22 protein-coding genes and 1 pseudogene are annotated in these 17,900 nt (G+C 39.4%); 12 read left to right on the top strand and 11 right to left on the bottom strand.

The annotated features are described in order from the left end of the window. Positions 1–50 precede the first annotated feature (50 nt). A complete protein-coding gene (locus KZC02_RS23625) occupies positions 51–824 on the bottom strand; it encodes an AMP nucleosidase (protein WP_221390927.1) in 774 nt (257 codons plus the stop codon). Between the two features lie 64 nt (positions 825–888). Here KZC02_RS23625 and KZC02_RS23620 point away from each other — a divergent pair, with 64 nt between their 5' ends. Further along, positions 889–1,329: a type I restriction enzyme HsdR N-terminal domain-containing protein gene (locus tag KZC02_RS23620; protein WP_221390926.1), complete on the top strand. Its 441-nt coding sequence runs from the start codon at positions 889–891 to the stop codon at positions 1,327–1,329. Positions 1,330–1,429: 100 nt separating this feature from the next. Here the strand turns inward: KZC02_RS23620 and KZC02_RS33145 are convergent, their stop codons facing one another. The 3 genes from KZC02_RS33145 to KZC02_RS23610 are packed head-to-tail and all read right to left on the bottom strand — an operon-like array spanning position 1,430 to position 2,460. Continuing rightward, positions 1,430–1,735 (bottom strand): YceI family protein, encoded by a 306-nt coding sequence (locus KZC02_RS33145; protein WP_310590458.1) that lies wholly within the window; start codon positions 1,733–1,735, stop codon positions 1,430–1,432. Continuing rightward, positions 1,687–2,052, bottom strand: a complete 366-nt coding sequence (locus KZC02_RS33140) for a hypothetical protein (RefSeq protein WP_310590369.1) — start codon at positions 2,050–2,052, stop codon at positions 1,687–1,689. Before KZC02_RS33140 ends, KZC02_RS33145 begins: the two co-directional genes overlap by 49 nt. A 45-nt stretch (positions 2,053–2,097) precedes the next feature. Beyond that, entirely contained in the window at positions 2,098–2,460 is a 363-nt protein-coding gene (locus tag KZC02_RS23610; protein WP_310590368.1) for a MarR family transcriptional regulator, read from the bottom strand. A gap of 215 nt (positions 2,461–2,675) precedes the next feature. Between KZC02_RS23610 and KZC02_RS23605 the strand changes: the two genes are divergently transcribed. The 3 genes from KZC02_RS23605 to KZC02_RS23595 all read left to right on the top strand — a co-directional run bounded on the left by KZC02_RS23605 (position 2,676) and on the right by KZC02_RS23595 (position 5,944). Continuing rightward, entirely contained in the window at positions 2,676–3,263 is a 588-nt protein-coding gene (locus KZC02_RS23605) for a nucleoside triphosphate pyrophosphatase (protein WP_221390925.1), read from the top strand. Between the two features lie 123 nt (positions 3,264–3,386). Beyond that, positions 3,387–4,799: an alpha-amylase family glycosyl hydrolase gene (locus KZC02_RS23600; protein WP_229253751.1), complete on the top strand. Its 1,413-nt coding sequence runs from the start codon at positions 3,387–3,389 to the stop codon at positions 4,797–4,799. 209 nt (positions 4,800–5,008) lie between these two features. Continuing rightward, positions 5,009–5,944 (top strand): SMP-30/gluconolactonase/LRE family protein, encoded by a 936-nt coding sequence (locus tag KZC02_RS23595; RefSeq protein WP_310590367.1) that lies wholly within the window; start codon positions 5,009–5,011, stop codon positions 5,942–5,944. Positions 5,945–5,957: 13 nt separating this feature from the next. On the opposite strand, the gene KZC02_RS23590 is transcribed toward KZC02_RS23595, so the two are convergent. Together KZC02_RS23590 and KZC02_RS23585 are read right to left on the bottom strand one after the other, a co-directional pair. Further along, positions 5,958–6,599, bottom strand: a complete 642-nt coding sequence (locus KZC02_RS23590) for a hypothetical protein (protein WP_221390923.1) — start codon at positions 6,597–6,599, stop codon at positions 5,958–5,960. A 15-nt stretch (positions 6,600–6,614) separates the two neighbouring features. Then, positions 6,615–7,130, bottom strand: coding sequence for a hypothetical protein (locus KZC02_RS23585; RefSeq protein ID WP_221390922.1), 516 nt, complete (start codon positions 7,128–7,130; stop codon positions 6,615–6,617). Positions 7,131–7,410: 280 nt separating this feature from the next. Here KZC02_RS23585 and KZC02_RS23580 point away from each other — a divergent pair, with 280 nt between their 5' ends. After that, entirely contained in the window at positions 7,411–7,908 is a 498-nt protein-coding gene (locus KZC02_RS23580) for a GtrA family protein (protein WP_221390921.1), read from the top strand. Between the two features lie 9 nt (positions 7,909–7,917). Here KZC02_RS23580 and KZC02_RS23575 read toward each other — a convergent pair whose 3' ends face one another. From KZC02_RS23575 to KZC02_RS23565, 3 genes are read right to left on the bottom strand one after another with little or no spacing between them, the layout of a single operon-like run. After that, entirely contained in the window at positions 7,918–9,102 is a 1,185-nt protein-coding gene (locus tag KZC02_RS23575; protein WP_221390920.1) for an acetyl-CoA C-acyltransferase, read from the bottom strand. A 25-nt stretch (positions 9,103–9,127) separates the two neighbouring features. Continuing rightward, complete coding sequence (locus KZC02_RS23570; RefSeq protein ID WP_221390919.1) at positions 9,128–9,361, bottom strand: DUF6814 family protein; 234 nt, start codon at positions 9,359–9,361, stop codon at positions 9,128–9,130. Between the two features lie 47 nt (positions 9,362–9,408). Further along, positions 9,409–10,944 (bottom strand): MFS transporter, encoded by a 1,536-nt coding sequence (locus tag KZC02_RS23565; protein WP_221390918.1) that lies wholly within the window; start codon positions 10,942–10,944, stop codon positions 9,409–9,411. A gap of 214 nt (positions 10,945–11,158) precedes the next feature. Between KZC02_RS23565 and KZC02_RS23560 the strand changes: the two genes are divergently transcribed. From KZC02_RS23560 to KZC02_RS23540, 6 genes and pseudogenes are all read left to right on the top strand, one after another. Continuing rightward, positions 11,159–11,992, top strand: coding sequence for an AraC family transcriptional regulator (locus KZC02_RS23560; RefSeq protein ID WP_229253750.1), 834 nt, complete (start codon positions 11,159–11,161; stop codon positions 11,990–11,992). Then, complete coding sequence (locus KZC02_RS23555) at positions 11,992–12,849, top strand: helix-turn-helix transcriptional regulator (RefSeq protein ID WP_221390917.1); 858 nt, start codon at positions 11,992–11,994, stop codon at positions 12,847–12,849. Before KZC02_RS23560 ends, KZC02_RS23555 begins: the two co-directional genes overlap by 1 nt. 77 nt (positions 12,850–12,926) lie before the next feature. Then, positions 12,927–14,063: an FAD-dependent monooxygenase gene (locus tag KZC02_RS23550; RefSeq protein ID WP_221390916.1), complete on the top strand. Its 1,137-nt coding sequence runs from the start codon at positions 12,927–12,929 to the stop codon at positions 14,061–14,063. Positions 14,064–14,404: 341 nt separating this feature from the next. After that, a complete protein-coding gene (locus KZC02_RS23545) occupies positions 14,405–14,698 on the top strand; it encodes an antibiotic biosynthesis monooxygenase (RefSeq protein WP_221390915.1) in 294 nt (97 codons plus the stop codon). Between the two features lie 378 nt (positions 14,699–15,076). Beyond that, positions 15,077–15,211 carry a hypothetical protein gene (locus KZC02_RS33135; protein WP_310590366.1) on the top strand — a complete coding sequence of 45 codons (135 nt, stop codon included), beginning with the start codon at positions 15,077–15,079 and terminating at the stop codon, positions 15,209–15,211. A gap of 8 nt (positions 15,212–15,219) precedes the next feature. Continuing rightward, positions 15,220–15,501, top strand: a pseudogene (locus KZC02_RS23540) (VOC family protein); the annotation flags it as partial. 30 nt (positions 15,502–15,531) lie between these two features. On the opposite strand, the gene KZC02_RS23535 reads toward KZC02_RS23540, so the two are convergent. Further along, a complete protein-coding gene (locus tag KZC02_RS23535; protein ID WP_221390914.1) occupies positions 15,532–16,422 on the bottom strand; it encodes a hypothetical protein in 891 nt (296 codons plus the stop codon). Between the two features lie 43 nt (positions 16,423–16,465). Beyond that, positions 16,466–16,822 carry a helix-turn-helix domain-containing protein gene (locus KZC02_RS23530; RefSeq protein WP_221390913.1) on the bottom strand — a complete coding sequence of 119 codons (357 nt, stop codon included), beginning with the start codon at positions 16,820–16,822 and terminating at the stop codon, positions 16,466–16,468. Between the two features lie 125 nt (positions 16,823–16,947). Between KZC02_RS23530 and KZC02_RS23525 the strand changes: the two genes are divergently transcribed. Next, the gene (locus KZC02_RS23525; protein WP_221390912.1) at positions 16,948–17,700 is read left to right on the top strand and encodes an SDR family NAD(P)-dependent oxidoreductase; all 753 of its coding nucleotides are present in this window, start codon (positions 16,948–16,950) and stop codon (positions 17,698–17,700) included. Positions 17,701–17,900: the final 200 nt, after the last annotated feature.

Here is a 17,900-nt window from a genome sequence, read left to right as displayed (position 1 = left end):
TCATTTTTATCTGATCCTAAAATATTTCAGGACATATCAGTCCTGATTTCCTAACTTTCAAATCTAAGGTGTTTTACCGATTCCCCTGATCTGGCTAGTTCCGTTAGTGCTTCAATGCCAATTTCCAAATGTGTTTTGACAAAATTATTTGTCACTTTTTTATCGCTTTCCTCTGTCTTTACACCTTCCGGTACCAATGGATTGTCCGATACAAGCAGCAAAGCTCCGTGCGGAATAGCATTCGCAAAACCCACAATGAAAATAGTGGCCGTTTCCATATCAATAGCAATAGCTCTTATTTCACGCAGATATTCCTTAAAAGTATCGTCGTGCTCCCAAATTCTTCTGTTCGTGGTATAAACTGTACCTGTCCAGTAATCCAGTTTGTGCTTGGCTATACTTGCAGAAACGGTACTTTGCAAACGAAAAGAGGGAAGTGCAGGAATTTCTGCAGGCATATAATCATCACTGGTACCTTCTCCTCTAATAGCCGCAATTGGAAGTATAAGATCCCCTACCTGAGTTTTCTTAAGGCCGCCGCATTTACCTAAAAACAATACGGCTTTGGGGTTGATGGCAGACAACAAATCCATTACCGTAGCAGCCATAGGACTTCCCATCCCAAAATTAACAATAGTAATATCCTTTGCAGTAGCAGTTTGCATAGCACGCCCCTGCCCTTTTACCGGTACTCCAAACTTTTCTGCAAACATTGTTACGTAATTCCCAAAATTGGTAAGAAGGATATATTTCCCAAATTCTTCCATGGGCGTACCAGTGTAACGGGGAAGCCAGTTCTCAACGATTTGCTCTTTTGTCGTCATAATTTCAAAATATTATTGGTTTGTTTGCTATGATGTTTTCTTTTACAATCACTTATCTTCGTCGATGGAACCATTAAATCTCCCCGCGTTTGATTACAAAGTTAAGCACGTAAACGGGAAACCATATATTTTTGATATTATACGTAAGAAATACGTTTCGCTTACGCCGGAAGAGTGGGTACGCCAGCACTTTATACATTTATTGATAACCCAATACAAATATCCAAAGTCCCTGTTTGCCATAGAAACCGGAATGCGCTATAATAAGCTGGCAAAAAGAACAGATATTATGGTTTTGGCAACTGATGGATCACCATTTTTACTCGTAGAATGTAAGGCTCCTTTTATAAAAATAGGCGAAGCTGCACTTGCACAAATAAGCCGTTATAATTTCACATTACGCCCCACTTATCTTGCTGCGACAAATGGAATGAGCCATTATTGTTTTCAGGCAATTGATGGTCAGGTTCATTATATGGATGACTTTCCGGTTTATGGAGTTTGATAGCCTGAAGTTCGCGCTATCGACCTACAACAATAAAATGCCTGTCAAACTTTCGTTCGGCAGGCACTTTATTTATCCCAGATATAGAATCAGCAATTAATTATTTTGCTGCAACCAATTTGAAATCAATTGTGAAATCGTCGTGGATCATTTTGTCTCCAAGACCTTCAAAAAATGATTTAGAATTGTATTTGATATCATATTTAGAACGGTCAACTACCAATTTACCAGTTGCTTCGGCACCTGTTGAAGTAGCAGTTACTGTTACAGGAAGCGTTACAGGTTTTGTAATTCCTTTGATCGTAAGATCTCCGGTTACATCATATAAACCCGGGCTTTTTACAGTTGCTTTTGTAATTACGAAAGTAGCAGTCGGGAATTTTTCAGTAGAGAAAAATCTTCTGATTTCAAGTGACCGATTAATTTTTCGTTGTAAGATTTATCCGTAAGGTCAGTACAAGTGATGCTTGACAAGTCGGCTACCAATTTACCACCGCTAAGTTTAGCTCCATCCAAAACCATTGTACCTTCTTTCAGGGAAATTTTACCAGTATGTTCACCTGTAACTTTTTTACCAAGCCATGTCAATTCACTTTTAGAAGCATTTACTTTTAAAGTAGTTGCTTTTTTTCCATCCTCAGCCGACGCAGCAGAAGAAACAAAAAGTGCAACCGCAAGAGATGCAACAAAAATAGATTTAAGAGATTTCATTGTAGTTTTCATTCTAATTAAATTGATTGTTTGTATTTATTATTATTGTTTATTGAATTAATTGTTATCTGACTTACGCATCTTGTCAAGCAATGCGCTTATGCTTTCTGCTTCTTCGGGAGTAATAGTAGCACTCATCTTGTTTTCCCATTCTTCGAGTAACGGATCAATTTTCGCCAGAAGATCCAATCCATGTTCTGTAATAATCACATCTACGGCACGGCGGTCACTCGGACAGGAAGTGCGTTCTGCCAAACCTTTTACGAGTAACTTATCAACCAGCCGGGAAGTATTTGAATTTTTATCGAGCATTCGCTCCGCAATATCACTTACCTTAATTGCATTGGATTGCTGCCCTCTTAAAATGCGAAGCACATTGTATTGCTGAAGCGTTAAATCATGTTCCCGGAAAAGCTCCATTTGTTTATACTGAATCCAATTGCTGGTATAAACCAAATTGATAGCGAGCCTCTGGTAAGGGCTTCGAAATTTTTTTGTTTAATATCAGTTTCAATAGACATAGCCTTGATCGTTAAGAATGCAATACACATGTATATACATTTAATGTAGTAACATATATTTGTCTATTAATAGTTCATCGCTCAGTAAAATATTTTTCCAATTAAATTATTCACATGCTTTCCCTCAATAAACCGCTTATACTTGCATCTAACTCTCCCAGAAGAAAACAATTGTTAAATAAAGCCGGGTTTACATTTGCTGTTGAAGTTCTGCCAACGGATGAAACTTATCCTGAAAATTTACTGCCTGGTGAAATTGCCGGTTATATTTCTCACCGGAAAGCTGAAATGTTTCAGGGAACACATGGCGACAAACTGGTTTTGACTGCTGATACCGTGGTAATTAAGGAAAACCATATATTAGGAAAGCCAAAAGATAAAGAAGATGCACTCAGAATGCTGAATTTACTGTCAGGCACTACCCACGAAGTAATAACAGCGGTGAGTTTGCTGGCAGATGAAACCATAACGACCTTATCCGATGTTGCACTTGTTTCTTTCCGCAAATTGGAGTTAACCGAAATAAACCATTATATTGAGCAATATAAACCATTCGATAAGGCGGGTTCATATGGCATTCAGGAATGGATTGGAATGATTGGGATTGATAAAATCGAAGGTTCGTTTTACTCCATTATGGGACTTCCTGTTCATGTCGTTTACCAGATGCTTAAACCATACATGACCCGGTTTTCCAAATAAATTTATTGTAGACTTTGGCTTTCTGAATGATACCTGATAATCCAAAATATATTCCAAGAGTTTGCTACGAGATCTTTGTCCGTTCATTTTGTGATTCGGATGGCGATGGCATCGGGGATCTGAATGGCATTATTTCCAAACTGGATTATCTTGCAGGAATTAGGCGTTGAGGCGATCTGGCTTACGCCTATACATCCATCACCAAGTTATCATAAATATGACCTCACTGATTATTTCGGCATTGATCCGGAATTCGGAACGATAGAAATTTTCAGGGAATTACTCCTAAAAGCGCATGAGCATGATATTGCAGTATATATAGATCTTATCGTAAACCACACCAGTAATCAGCATCCCTGGTTTCTTGAAGCGAGTGACAGCCCGGACAACAAATTCAGGAATTTCTATTGGTGGATGACTGCCCAGGAAATTGAAAAACTTGGTATCGAAAAACGCCAGACCTCGGATGATTCCCAGGAAGTGTATCCTTGGCATGAAAATGCCGACGATCCTGAAAAATATTATGGCTTGTTTTTTCATGCAATGCCCGATCTCAACTATCATTCACAGGAATTAAAAGCTGAACTCCAGAAAGTGATCCGTTTCTGGCTTAATGACATAGGAGTAGATGGCTTCCGGCTGGATGCCGCCAGGCATATTTTCCCGGAATGGGAAAAAGAATGGAGCCTTGAATTCTGGAAGTTTTTTAGCGAATTAATACAGGAAACCCGTCCTGGTGCTTATACTATAGGCGAAGTCTGGGCAGAAACAGAGGAAGTTGCCCCTTATTTCAAAAACCTGAATGCTACTTTTCACTTTGACCTGAGTTTTGCGCTGCAACGGATCCTGGTTCATGAAAAAGATGAGAATCTGATCTCAAAGCTGATTAAAAGCTACGAGCTATTTGCCAAATATAATCCGCTGTTTATTGATGCCATTATGCTCACTAACCACGACCAGGACAGGATTGGAAGTGTAGTAGCAAATAACAGGAATAAAATAAAACTGGCAGCAACAATATTATTGACTTTGCCGGGACAGCCTTATCTATATTATGGTGAAGAAATTGGTATGCTCGGAACCAAGCCCGATCCATATATACGGGAACCGTTTTTGTGGACCGACAATAAAAATGACACAGGAACAACGAGCTGGCTTCATTCCGAATTTTCGACCAAACAAAACGTAATACCACTTGAAATTCAAAAAAACGAACCTGAATCCATTTTTAATCATTATAAATCGCTGATTGCTCTCCGAAAAAAAGAGCCTGCATTGAGCCAGATGCTTGCTCCTAATTTATTGGAAGTACATTTAAATGATGAAAATTTGTTGAGCTACGAAAGGCCTCATGCTGAAAAATCAGTACTTATAATTCATAATTTAAGCAGCGGGGTGAAAATCATTACACTTCCGCAGGAAAAAGAACATTTTAATCAAGTTTTATTTTCCAGCTATTTTAGTCCCGATCAGATACTACCCGAATTTGAAATGCCTGCTTGTTCAAGCATTATTCTTTCACAAATATTTTCTTGATTTTTATCAGAACCTTCAAATCATAATTGAGAGATAAGCCAGATACAAACAGTAGATAACGGGGCTCGATTCTTTTTTTATAAAACCTCAGTTTCCCGCAATTCATTTTTGTTTTGGACCATTTAAGAATGAAATCAATTCATATCATATTCTTCTGTTTACTATTAATTCTTCCTGGTTTACTTTCCGCCCAGAAAACTTACCCAACTATGGGAAAGGTCATATATGAAGATCCGTCATTTGCAAAACTCCTTCCTAAAACAACCAAAATTGAGGTTCTTGCATCCGGATTCGAATGGAGCGAGGGGCCGGTCTGGAATAAAGAAGATGGTTACCTGCTTTTTTCGGATGTACCAAAAAATACGATTTATAAATGGGAAGAAAAGAACGGGATTTCTGTTTTTTTACAGCCATCGGGTTATACCGGCCTGGGAGATTACAGCGATGAGCGCGGAAGTAACGGATTATTAATTGATAACAAAGGCAGGCTTATATCGTGTGAACATGGTGACAGGCGCATTGCTGCTATGCCGATGAATGTTGGTGGCAAGGTCACATTGAGTGATAATTTTGAAGGAAAACGACTTAATAGCCCAAACGATGTAGTACAGCATCCGGTCAATGGGAATTATTATTTTACTGATCCGCCTTATGGTTTACTCAAAAAACAGGACGACCCTTCCCGTGAGCTTCAGCAATTAGGCGTGTATCGTATCGGATCAAACGGCAAGACCACTTTACAAATTAAAGATCTGACCAGGCCAAACGGTTTGGCTTTTAGTACCAATGGTAAAATTTTATATGTTGCTCAGTCCGATCCGGAAAAAGCGATCTGGATGTCCTATCCGGTTGCAGCAAATGGAAATATCGGGAAAGGAAAATTACTTTATGATGCTACCGATATGGTAAAAGCCGGTTTGCAGGGTTTGCCGGATGGTTTTAAAATTGATAAGGATGGAAATCTCTGGTCATCCGGACCAGGCGGTTTGCTAATTTTGTCACCCGAAGGAAAACTATTGGGCAGAATCGAAATGGGCGAACTTACTTCCAACTGTGCATGGGGAAATGATGGTTCAACCCTATACCTCACTGTTGACGGTTATCTTTGCAGGATTAAAACAAATACCAAAGGAGCAGGCTGGTAAATTGTAGTATCTGTTATTTTTTGTCAATTCCTCTAAAATTGAACAAAGTAGTTTCAACTTCATTCTTCACACCCGGCCAATCGGTTTTCCCATTTTTATATACATGGGTGTAGGCTTTATATAATGTAAGCTGGTTTGCAGTGAGTTTGTCCAGCTCTCCCGAAATAACCTCACGATCTGCGTTACTGGCAGATTTGTATTGATTCAGCAGTACTGCATAACGGCGGTCAATGATATCAATTTCATAAAGAACAACATCACCCAGTTTATCCATTTCTGCATACTGGTTTATCAGTTTCTGATTGTAGTCCTGAATAGAATTTCCAGTTGCAGTTTTGACAAGATCAGAATCCTCAGGTTTTTTATCAGTTAGCTTGCTATAATCTTTCCTATATACTGCCGTAGTATTTGGTTCTGTAGCCGGTTCATACTTTTTCGCTCCGCTTGGGTAAGTTCCCGACTGGCTGGAAGCACTATCTCTGCTGGCAACTCCTGTATTTTTCAAATAATCACCATGCCTGGAATACTCATTAGACGAAGATGATGGCTTGCTTCCGGATTTAGACAAAGAACTCGACATATTCTGTACGCCTGTACAAGACGAAATCATCAAAACAAAACCTGAAAAAAAAGCAAAAAAGTATTTTTTTGACATGATTATTGAAATCAGTTAAAAGTTGTGTCTTAATCCAATACTCAGATTAGGATTGAAATAGAAAATTTTAGGCAGCAATTCGAGATAACCTCCTCCTTCTATAAATAGTGAAGCAGGTTTCTGAGCAAAGAAAAATTCCAGCCCGGCAGTTGCTGAAGGCCCTAATGAAATATTATTGGTATGTATATCAGAACTTCTATCCGGATAATAACGGCGTGAGTTTAACTGGGCACCAAGTCCTGCATAGGCCATCATCCGTTCGTTAAAAAAAGGGACATACCATAAATAAGTTCCGTTGAACATCACTCCGACACCGCCCAGTTTATCGTTTGAACTTTTGTAAGTTGTTTTACTTTTGAACAAACCGGTATATGTACCAAAACTTAAATCAAAACCATTACGATCACCATATTTACGTATGCTGACTGCGTTGGGTTCACCTACTTTAAAACCTATTGCCCATTTTTGAGTTTGTGCATTTGCCGTTAATACAGCCAGAGTAAATAATGTACCGAAAAAATATTTTTTCATAAAGTGATAATTTAATAAGCAACATATCATGCCCGCCTATTATTGGTGAAGTTTTAGATTATTTTGTTTCAAAAACAATGCCATTGCCTGTATTTAAATTGAACGACTGGCAAAGATTAAGCATTCTGACTTAATAGCGTCAGGTTAGTCACAAAATATTTTTTACCGCTATCCGCCATAGAAGGAGCTGCCGGATCAATTTGGTAGTACTGCGTTGTTTCAGGATCATTTTATTTTTAATATTGCGCCCTCATTGCATTTTCCATTAACTATCGCACACGTGACCCTAAGAAAAAAAGATAAAATTTTTAACGTCAAAGATCTCATCGTTTATTTCCTTGTAGCGGGTACAGGAGCCGTAGTTCAATTACTTTGCAGCAGTTTATTTCAGGACTGGTTCAATTTAACTTTCCAGGAATCTATATTACCAGCTTATGCTGCATCCTTTGTGGTAGGTTTTGCATTGACCAAATTATTCGCATTTGACGCACGTAAATCAAACCAGAGCAGGCGGGAAATGGTCAAATTCCTGATGGTGGCTGCGTTTTCCGGTTTTATCACCTATATATTTTCGACTGCCGCTTATTACATTTCAAACCATTATTTTGCCAAATACAATTTCGTCCTCCCCTATTCAAATAAAGATGTAAATGTCAACGATATGATCTGTTATCTTGTCGGAATGGGATTCAGTTTTATAAGTAATTACATATTTCACAAAACATTTACTTTCAAAAGCACCGGCTTTTATGACCGCCTGAAAGTACTCATCCGGTAATAACTGACATTATAATCTCTCAATAATTATTGCTGATGCCCCGCCGCCGCCATTGCAGATAGCGGCCAATCCGTATCGTCCGTTATTTTGTGATAACACCGAGAGTAAAGTAGTGATAATGCGCGCTCCCGAGGCACCAAGCGGATGCCCAAGCGATACCGCACCACCAAATACATTTACCTTTTCAGCATCAATCTGCAATTCTTTAATGTACGCTAATGCGACCACTGCGAAGGCTTCGTTCACTTCAAAATAATCAATATCTGAAATAGATAAACCTGCTTTTTTAAGCACTTTTTTTGTGGCCAGAATGGGCGTTGTTGTAAACCAGGCCGGTTCCTGTTCGGCATCAGCATAAGCAACAATGCGTGCAAGAGGTTTTACACCAGCTTCTTTTAAGGTTTTAGAACCAGATAATATTAATGCCGCCGCGCCATCATTAATTGTAGAAGCATTAGCGGCAGTAATGGTTCCGTCTTTTGAAAAAGCAGGTTTTAAGGCAGGTATCTTGTCAAACTTAACTCTTTTGTATTCTTCGTCTTCACTGATACATGTTGGTTCTCCGCCTTTAAGTGATGGAATTTCAACTTCAATTATTTCGTTTTTAAAAAATCCTTTTTCAGTTGATTGTGCACTTCGCTGGTAAGATTGTATGGCAAAAGCGTCCTGATCCTCACGGGTTATATTGTATTTCCCGGCTGTTCTGTCACCGCAAACACCCATGCCAATTTGGTCGTAGACATCTGTAAGGCCGTCTTTTTGTAATCCATCAATGATTTCCCCATTTCCATAACCGTATCCATATCTGGCTTTTGGCAGGTAAAATGGTATTTGTGACATATTTTCCATCCCGCCGGCAATTACTACTTCCGCATCGCCAAGCTGTATGGACTGTGCTCCAAATACAACCGCTTTCATGCCCGAGGCACAAACTTTATTGACTGTTGTACAGATTACATTTTGTGGCAAACCTGCATAAACCGCAGCCTGACGGGCAGGAGCCTGTCCCAGATTTGCAGACATTACATTGCCCATAAACACTTCCTGAACAGCATCCGGGTTTATTCCTGATTTCTCAATGGCTCCCTGAATGGCAGCAGCTCCTAACCTGCATGCATGAACGGATGATAATACGCCACCAAAACTACCTATCGGGGTTCGTGCAGCAGACAAAATATATACTTCCTCCTTCATTTTTTTGAAGTCAAAGTTAAGGGTTTCACTCCAGCTTTTCATATTCTCCCTTCCACCCATAATATCCAAAAATCATTAAACCGGCACAGATCGGGATAAAAATGAGGATGATGATTGACCATTGTAAGGTTGTATTCGTTCTGGCAATTCCGGTTGAAGCGGCTGCTATTTTGTCAAAAGCCTGTACAATTAAAAATAAAATAATAACCGGACCAAGTACAATCCAGACAATTCCCAGCATCTTTTTTAAATTATTCATATTTTTATTTTATGTTAATAGCGACTAACTATTTAGATTTCAATCATTTAATCCGCCACATTTCTATCTCCTTTATTATCAATATACACTGCACCAATTACGAATGATAAAGCGGCAATACCTATTGGATACCACAAACCTGATAATGGTGTAGAGCCTGGAAATGAAGCGACCAGTGTTGCAATGAATGGCACAAGTCCGCCAAATACTCCGTTGCCGATATGATAAGGAAGAGACATAGATGTGTACCGGATCTTGGTCGGAAACAGCTCTACTAAAAACGCAGCGATCGGCCCATAAACCATTGTTACCAATAACACCTGAAAAAATACCAGCAGCACGAATATGATAAATGTCTGATTGGGCAAAGTTACATCAGCAATGATTGTTTTGATCTCAGGAAGTGGTGCCAGAACATCGTCGGGAATAACCTCCACTTTCGACTCTTTAAAAGTAATTCCGTTACTCAAAGTTTTAAAAGTGGTGGTAGTAATCATCGAATCCAGCGTTCCCTTAACTAGTTCGTGTGTAGTATTTGGTGTTGAAGCGGTTTTTAATTCCGTCTTCTGAAATTCCTTAACGTTGGTAGCGTCAATGAAATACTGGTAAATCGGACGATAAAAAACAATTCCCAGCAGCATGCCACTTAACATAATCCACTTCCTCCCTACCCTGTCACTCCATGAACCGAAGACTACGAAAAATGGAGTAGCAAAAAGAATCGCCCAAAGTAAAATGTAACGTGATTCATTAAAATCAAGTTTGCAGGTATTTTCCAAAAAGGATTGTGCATAAAACTGTCCGGTATACCAGATAACACCCTGTCCCATCGTTGCTCCAAATAAGGCCAGAAGAACCATTTTAAAATTTGCTTTCTTTTGAAAACTATCTTTTAAAGGATTCGTAGAAACTTTACCATCCGCTTTCAGTTTGGTAAAAACAGGTGATTCGTGCATTTTCATACGGATATAAATAGAAACCCCAACCAGCAAAATTGAAACCAGAAAAGGAATCCGCCATCCCCAGTCCGCGAATTTTTCGGCTCCCAGGATATTTTTCGTAAAGACAATCACACCAAGGGAAAGAAATAAACCGAGCGTTGCGGTGGTTTGTATCCAGCTTGTAAAAAAGCCACGGCGGCCAACCGGCGCGTGTTCGGCAACATAGGTAGCTGCTCCGCCATATTCCCCACCCAGGGCCAATCCCTGAACCAGGCGCAAAATCAATACTAAAATTGGCGCTGCATATCCAATACTTGAATAAGAAGGAATAAGCCCAATCAGAAAAGTTGATCCGCCCATTAATACCAATGTTAGTAAAAAAGTATATTTCCTGCCAATCAGATCACCCAAACGGCCAAAAACCAGTGCACCAAACGGACGGACAATAAAACCAGCTGCGAAAATAGCTAGGGTGTTAATGAGGGCAGAAGCGCCTGCATCGCTCGGAAAAAGCTGTTGTCCAATGATAACCGCCAGACTGCCAAATATATAGAAATCGTACCATTCAATTAATGTTCCCAGAGAGGATGCTGCAATAACCTGGGTTATACTTTGTGTAACATTGTTTTTGGTTGAACTCATTGGAAAAGTCAGGATCAGAGTTTGTGGTGTTAGCAGGATAAGGCATAATGTGCTTTCTGATACTCGTTTTGAATCTGAAAAGCCTCTTAGCTTAACACTGAAAGGTCTTTTATTTATCTCTTATTCATTACTTTTACCAAAGCACTTTTATTCAAATCAGCGCCAATAATAATTGTCGGGATATTAGAAACAAGTAAAAAAAGCCACCTCAAATATGCTATCTTCCGACATACAGCATCAGGAATTTGAACCGCCCAGAGAATTAAGGGATGCCATCAAATGCTTTTGGTACAACAGTAGAGACTTGGGAGAAGATGAATCTGGTTTTGAAGTAGTACCTGATGGTTTTGCTGAAATTATTTTTCACTTTGGAAATGGATGTGGTATCGCTTCCGGTGGCGGATTGCAATTATTATCATCCCCGTTTATGATCGGGCTGCTCAACCATCCTGTTCATTTTTATTCGAAAAACCGTTTAGAAGTCATTGGAATCAGGTGTTATCCCTGGACGGTATTCGATTTGCTTGGACTGCCAACCGGTAAAGACGGAATACGCGTGTTTGAGCATCCGATTGCCAAGCTTCAATCCACACTGGAGGAGTTGGTAGCTGCCAATAAAATAGAACAGGCGATTGATCAATTAAAGCAGTATTTCCGTAACGCAAGGTTGCAAGTTACCGGTGATGGCATGCTGTCTAAGGCGGGTGAGGCAATGAGGGATGCAAATGGTACGTTGCCGGTAAGCCAGGTGGCGGAGGCTGCAAATGCGACTGTTCGTACGCTGGAAAGGAAATTCAGGGAATCTTCCGGTTATACGGTTAAAGACGTGTCCGGTCTAATACGTTTTGAACAGGTTCGAAATCATTTATGGCTCGATCCGGATGTCAGCCTTGCAGGTTTAGCGCATGAGTTCGGCTATACGGATCAATCGCACCTCAGCAAGGAATTCAAACGATACAGTGGCACGACACCAGCAGCTTTTGCCCGGAATGCAAAGAAATTTCCTGTGGTACACGATTTTATTGCTTTTAAACAAGTTGAAAAATAATGCCTAAAAACACCAATTCCATTCCGGTGAATCATTTTGGTGACGAGTTGGATTCAGGAATTTCCATTGAAAAAATGTCTGTCGGGCGCTTACCAGGTTCTGAGGAAGCAGAGCAATCGCACCGGCACGACCGACATTCGTTCTTCCTGCTCGAAACCGGATTGGTTGAAATCGAAATTGATTTTAAGAAATACACAATTGAACCGTCCTCAATCATTTACATGCATCCGGATCAGGTTCACCGCATGCTCACATTTGAAAATGTAACCGTGAGCAGTTGGGGGATCAATAACGAAAACCTGAATCCGGAATATCTGAAATTACTGGAAGAAATTACACCTGCAAAACCGCTGCTACTAAATAAAGTGACGTTTTCCATTTTCTCAGAAGCCGTATCACTTTGCATTAAATTTTCCCAAAGAAAAAACGACAAACTTTACCATCTCCTGTTAAAGGACAGCTGCAACGCATTGGTCGCTTTGGTGGTCTCACAATATATGGAACAGGCTAAATCGCCTGACAAGTTTACAAGATTTGAAATTGTGACAAAAGCATTCAGAGAAGCATTGGAACGTGATTTTATCACTGTCAAAAAGCCAACAGAATATGCCGAAACCCTCAATATATCTACACCTTATCTGAACGAATGTGTCAAAAACACAACCGGATTTTCCGTTTCACATCACATTCAGGAACGTATTATTTTAGAAGCAAAACGGTTGCTTTATTATTCTGGTAAATCAGTAAAGGAAATTGCAACCGAATTAGGCTATGATGACTATCCCTATTTTTCAAGATTATTTTCCAAAGTTACAGGAATGACTGCCTTGACTTTCCGGAGCAAAAACCACGATTAGTCCAATACCTACTTTGTATTGCTGTTTCTTATCGGTATCAAACGATGTTGCTTGCATTGTCAATAAATCGTATAAAAATGGAATCGTTAAAAGATAAAAATGCAGGGCGAAAAGTACTTGTTTCGGGTTCTAGCATGGCCGGGCTTTCAACTGCATGGTGGATGAATAAGCTAGGCTACGAAGTAACTGTTGTTGAATTGGGAAATGAACCGAGAACTTCCGGAGGGGCTGTTGATATAAAGGGTGATGCCGTCGACGCCGTAAAGCGGATGGGGATTTTTGAGCAATTAAAATCAAACAGATTGCATGTAGAAATGGTGCAATTTAAGAATGCCGAAGATGTTACAGAGGGTTCTATCAACCTGACAAACGAGGGTGAGGAATTTGCCGGTGAGGAGATCGAAATTGAACGTGATAAGTTTGTGCAAATTCTATTTGATGGTATAAAAAACGATGTTGAATTTATTTTCAACGACAGCATTACGGCGTTAAAAGAAACGGAAGAAGATATAAAAGCCACTTTCAAAAACGGTCCGGAACGTGCATTTGACCTGGTTTTTGGCTGCGACGGTTTACATTCCGCTGTAAGAAGAATCTGGTTTGGTCACGAAGCCGAATACACACATTTTCTTGAGGCATATTTTTCTATCACAATCCTAAACAAATTGCTGATAAAACAGAAAACCATGCAAATGTATAATGTGCCCGACAAAGCAATTACGCTGAACGCTTATAAGAATAAGACCGATATTATTTTTTGCTTCTATTCCGAAAAAGAAATTCCTTACGACTATCGTAATGAAGACCAGCAAAGAAAAATTATTCTGGAACAGTTTGCCGGGCAAAGCTGGAGAACCGAAGAATTGTTGGAAGAAATAAAGAATTCGAAAGATTTTTACTTCGATAAATTCTGTCAGATTAAAATGCCTTCGTGGACAAAAGGCAGAGTGGCTTTGGTAGGCGATGCCGGTTATTGTGCTTCGCCGGCAGCAGGTATGGGTGCTTCGTTGTCAATAATTGGAGCAACAGCATTAGCCGACGCTTTGAAAAAACAAAACGGAGATTTTACCCTGGCGTTTGAGGATTACAACAATATCTTACGCCCGTTTATTGAGGAAGTGCAAGCCACAGCCGAATCGAACGTAAGAGAAAATTTCATTCCGAGAACTGAAGAAGCTATTCGCAAAAGGAATACAGAAACAGTGGCTTTTTAATCCAATACTATCGCTGCTTATCGGCTGTTGAATGTTGTGTATAAAAATGCGGTGTGTGAGAAATCAATTGGGTTAACTTTGTTTACCTGAAATTTAACAGCAAACAACCAATATCAGTGACAGAATTGATCTTAAACTCGTTAAAACAAAAACATTTGGTAGTGGTGCTGTAACTTTTTAATGTGAACCGGTAAAAAAATAAGTGTGTAAGTAAACGACGGATCACACACGACTTTTCTTCCAAACTCAATTACACCCGGCACAACCATTTAGTCTCTGGTGGTTAAAGTGCACTTGCTTATTTATATAACAAATACGATTTCACACTTAAAATAAAACAGATGAATAATCCAATGAATGTTATCGTTCGGTTTGAATTAAAAGAAGGAGAAATTGAAGTGCTGGTTCCTTTAATCCAGGAATTTTTCGAAAAAGAAGTTAGTGCTGTTCCCGGTTTTATATCAGCCAAAATCCATAAAAACGAGGAAGGCTCGGTCTTAATTAATTATGCAACCTGGGAGTCGGAGGAGAAATTTTTAAAATTCGTAAAAGAAGTAGCCCAGGTATCGGAAATATCCAAAAAAATTCAGGCATTTGCCTCGAAAACAGATAGGGTTTTTGAAATCACTTTATAGAAGAGCTCACGTTTTTCAGTTCCGGTGCCGTTTCTTAAAAAACGATTCTATCCCGTCTGCATAACCAGGTTTCTACCAACGAAACGCCCCTGTTGGGACGATAAGCGGAGTTCGACGTCCGGTTGAAAATTGATTGAACATATTATAAACATGTTCCGTAAAAAACGTTTCGTGATTTTGCGATAATTTGAAATAAACCCTTGTAAACCTCATCCGACCGCAGTAACTTAATGGTTATGCAAGAATGTTCGTAGCGAACTTGATAAAATAAGAGCCCAAATGAATAGTAAACAGAAGCAGAATGAAGAGATTAGTAATTAATTTCGTTTCTAACTTTTCCTGCAAACTAAAATCCGACAACTAAAAAAAACAAAATATATGGCAGATCAGGCAAATGAAACTGACGGTTCAACTTCCACGACAGATACAACGCCAAAGGTGACAGGAATTGGCGGAATTTTCTTTTTTCAGACAACACAAAAGAAACAAAAGACTGGTATGCCAAAAATTTAGGATTTGATGTAAATGAATGGGGTACAGTGAGTTTCGAATACAGAGACGTAAACAAACCTGAGCAAATAATCCCGCTGCAATGGAGTCCGTTCAAAAAAGAAAGCGACTATTTCGCACCTTCAAAGAAGGAGTTCATGATCAATTATCGCGTCCAGAATATTGAAGGACTGGTAGAAAAACTCAAAGAGAATGGAGTGACCGTTCTTGACGACATTGAGACATACGACTATGGAAAATTCGTACATATCATGGACGCGGAAGGGAATAAAATTGAATTGTGGGAGCCTTAATGCCAGCAAAGCAAAAATCTTTGCTGGTTGTTATTTTTCATGATATTCTTTCAATCTTAAATTTCCGGCACGTTTCAACAGATTTATGCCCATAAAATAAGGCATCACAAACGGAATGGCAGGAATCATAAACGGGTATAAAGGGAAACCATTTGCTGTTACACTTTCAGGATAAAAACCGAATAGAGCGACTACAATGAAAGCCAATAAACTTATTGCGATGTAAACCCTTGAAGCGCCATTTTTAAACCATCCTGCTGAGTTTAATGCGGTTGCAAAAGCTGCCGTAGCGAGATAGGTGAGAGACACCTCTACGATGGATATGACCAGAAAAAGTTTTTGTAACGGTTTGTGCCACTCAGGTAATTTGTTCAGTGATACTGCTTCTTTTGTTTTAAAAGTTTCAAGCAAAAAGCTATGCCAATAGCTCATGTCCAGAATATACAAAGTCATTGCAAGTGCAATGGCTGTAAATCCAATGAGCGCAAAAATAGCTCCATTGCTATTTTTAATACATTCTCGTAAAACCGCAAACCCAAATAAAAGCGCCACGCCACCAGTTATAAGAAATGCGTATCTTACCTGTTGTTCAAATGCATTCGATACCCATGCTGCATATGTTTCAGGAGGAGAACCCATGCCGGCAAAAATGGAATAGAAAATCCACGGCACAATCAGTAAAAATCCGCTGACCATTAAATATTTCTTGTCATTGTCGCTTGCTGCAATGTTACCGGAGCTAAGAATCCACGAAGCCGCCAGCATTAGAAATACATTTGCAATCCATATCGGCAAGTAAGTATGGTAACTGACATTGTTAACGGTAAAGCCAAGCGCCGCGACTATAATTGGTACAATAGAAAGGTAAGCCTGGCTTATGTTCCTATGAAGTTTTTGATTGTGCATTGAGTAAACTTTCATGAAAAATTCTTACCTGCCAAAATACCTTGCCCAATTACATGAGTCAATTTTGGCTTATCAATTCTTCATTTTCCAATTGTTTTTTGCCCCAGTTGTGCAAATGATCTATAAAAGGGATTAATTCCCAGCCAGTATTACTCAACGAATATTCCACTTTCGGTGGCACTTCGTGATACATTTTTCTGATTATCAATTTATCTTCTTCCAGTTCCCTTAAAGTTTGGGTAAGCATTTTGGTAGTTATATCTGGCAAAGTTCGGCTCAATTCGCCGTAGCGCTGCACCGTTTTCAGGCTTAAATGCCATAAGATCCGGCCTTTATATTTTCCGCCTATCCGCTTGAAAGCATATTCCACTCCGCATTTTTGAATGCACTCAGGAATTTCTGGTTTATTTTTCATTTTTATTGCATATAAATTGTTGATTTCCAGCAATAGATACTTTATGGTATGTAAGATACAAATAAGTACATACTTGTCAAAGGTATACAAACCATATACTATTGCAGTTCATTAAAGAAATAAAAATGGACTTAAAATTGAAAGATAAAGTAGCAGTTGTTACAGGTGCATCGAAAGGAATTGGCGCAGGAATAGCAAAAGCATTTGCAAGTGCAGGCGCAAAAGTGGTGGTCAATTATGCGTCGAGCAAAGAAGGTGCAGATAAAGTTGTCGGTGAGATTACAAAAAATGGTGGTACTGCCATTGCTGTTCAGGCAGATGTGACAAAGTCGGTAGATGTAAGAAGACTATTTGAAGTAACAAAAAACGAATTTGGACAACTGGATATTCTGGTAAATAACGCAGGTGTTTTTTCATTTGAACCCTTGGAAGTTGTTACAGAAGACAGTTTTCACAAACAAATTAACACTCACGTTCTGGGTAATTTATTGTGCTCACAACAGGCCGTTGAAATGTTTGGTGACCGGGGCGGAAGTATCATCAACATCAGTTCCACAGTAAGCACAAATCCGATGGCCGGGCTGATTGTATATTGTTCGGCAAAAGCAGCGGTTGACACTTTTACAAAAGTATTAGCAAAAGAATTGGGTGGAAGAAAAATTCGGATCAATACGATCGCACCGGGTGTTACGGACACAGAAGGTAATCATACTGCCGGAATAATTGGCGGCGATCTGGAAAAACAAATGGTAGCCAATACACCTCTAGGCCGCACAGGACAGCCGGAAGATATTGCAAAAGTGGCCGTTTTTCTTGCCTCGGATGATGCCGGTTGGGTAACAGGTGAAAGAATTACAGTCGCCGGTGGATTGCTGTAATTGTTACGGATTTTATTGAAAAATGCCGTCTGTTATGGGTGGCATTTTTTGTTTTTGGGGTATTGCTTTAATACCAGTCTGGATAAATTCAATACATTGTAGAGCAAATGGGGAACGTTTTGATATTTCAGCCAGATTTTAGTCAGGATAGTCAATGGCTATCTTTTTTAATAGTTAAGATTGGAAGTATATAGTGTTAA

The organism is Dyadobacter sp. NIV53 (assembly GCF_019711195.1).
Classification (GTDB): Bacteria; Bacteroidota; Bacteroidia; order Cytophagales; family Spirosomataceae; genus Dyadobacter.
This window is presented reverse-complemented; position numbering and strand designations above follow the sequence as displayed.

Excerpts from the sequence above, each read along its gene's own strand:
- KZC02_RS23555 (WP_221390917.1), top strand. The coding sequence starts at position 11,992 with ATGCCTAAAAACACCAATTCCATTCCGGTGAATCATTTTGGTGACGAG.
- KZC02_RS23570 (WP_221390919.1), bottom strand. The coding sequence starts at position 9,361 with ATGAATAATTTAAAAAAGATGCTGGGAATTGTCTGGATTGTACTTGGT.
- KZC02_RS33135 (WP_310590366.1), top strand. The coding sequence starts at position 15,077 with ATGGCAGATCAGGCAAATGAAACTGACGGTTCAACTTCCACGACAGAT.
- KZC02_RS23625 (WP_221390927.1), bottom strand. The coding sequence starts at position 824 with ATGACGACAAAAGAGCAAATCGTTGAGAACTGGCTTCCCCGTTACACT.
- KZC02_RS23620 (WP_221390926.1), top strand. The coding sequence starts at position 889 with ATGGAACCATTAAATCTCCCCGCGTTTGATTACAAAGTTAAGCACGTA.
- KZC02_RS23595 (WP_310590367.1), top strand. The coding sequence starts at position 5,009 with ATGGGAAAGGTCATATATGAAGATCCGTCATTTGCAAAACTCCTTCCT.
- KZC02_RS23590 (WP_221390923.1), bottom strand. The coding sequence starts at position 6,599 with ATGTCAAAAAAATACTTTTTTGCTTTTTTTTCAGGTTTTGTTTTGATG.
- KZC02_RS23610 (WP_310590368.1), bottom strand. The coding sequence starts at position 2,460 with ATGGAGCTTTTCCGGGAACATGATTTAACGCTTCAGCAATACAATGTG.
- KZC02_RS23605 (WP_221390925.1), top strand. The coding sequence starts at position 2,676 with ATGCTTTCCCTCAATAAACCGCTTATACTTGCATCTAACTCTCCCAGA.
- KZC02_RS23560 (WP_229253750.1), top strand. The coding sequence starts at position 11,159 with ATGCTATCTTCCGACATACAGCATCAGGAATTTGAACCGCCCAGAGAA.
- KZC02_RS23575 (WP_221390920.1), bottom strand. The coding sequence starts at position 9,102 with ATGAAGGAGGAAGTATATATTTTGTCTGCTGCACGAACCCCGATAGGT.
- KZC02_RS23535 (WP_221390914.1), bottom strand. The coding sequence starts at position 16,422 with ATGAAAGTTTACTCAATGCACAATCAAAAACTTCATAGGAACATAAGC.
- KZC02_RS23600 (WP_229253751.1), top strand. The coding sequence starts at position 3,387 with ATGGCATTATTTCCAAACTGGATTATCTTGCAGGAATTAGGCGTTGAG.
- KZC02_RS23530 (WP_221390913.1), bottom strand. The coding sequence starts at position 16,822 with ATGAAAAATAAACCAGAAATTCCTGAGTGCATTCAAAAATGCGGAGTG.
- KZC02_RS23550 (WP_221390916.1), top strand. The coding sequence starts at position 12,927 with ATGGAATCGTTAAAAGATAAAAATGCAGGGCGAAAAGTACTTGTTTCG.
- KZC02_RS23525 (WP_221390912.1), top strand. The coding sequence starts at position 16,948 with ATGGACTTAAAATTGAAAGATAAAGTAGCAGTTGTTACAGGTGCATCG.
- KZC02_RS23545 (WP_221390915.1), top strand. The coding sequence starts at position 14,405 with ATGAATAATCCAATGAATGTTATCGTTCGGTTTGAATTAAAAGAAGGA.
- KZC02_RS33140 (WP_310590369.1), bottom strand. The coding sequence starts at position 2,052 with ATGAAAACTACAATGAAATCTCTTAAATCTATTTTTGTTGCATCTCTT.
- KZC02_RS23565 (WP_221390918.1), bottom strand. The coding sequence starts at position 10,944 with ATGAGTTCAACCAAAAACAATGTTACACAAAGTATAACCCAGGTTATT.
- KZC02_RS23585 (WP_221390922.1), bottom strand. The coding sequence starts at position 7,130 with ATGAAAAAATATTTTTTCGGTACATTATTTACTCTGGCTGTATTAACG.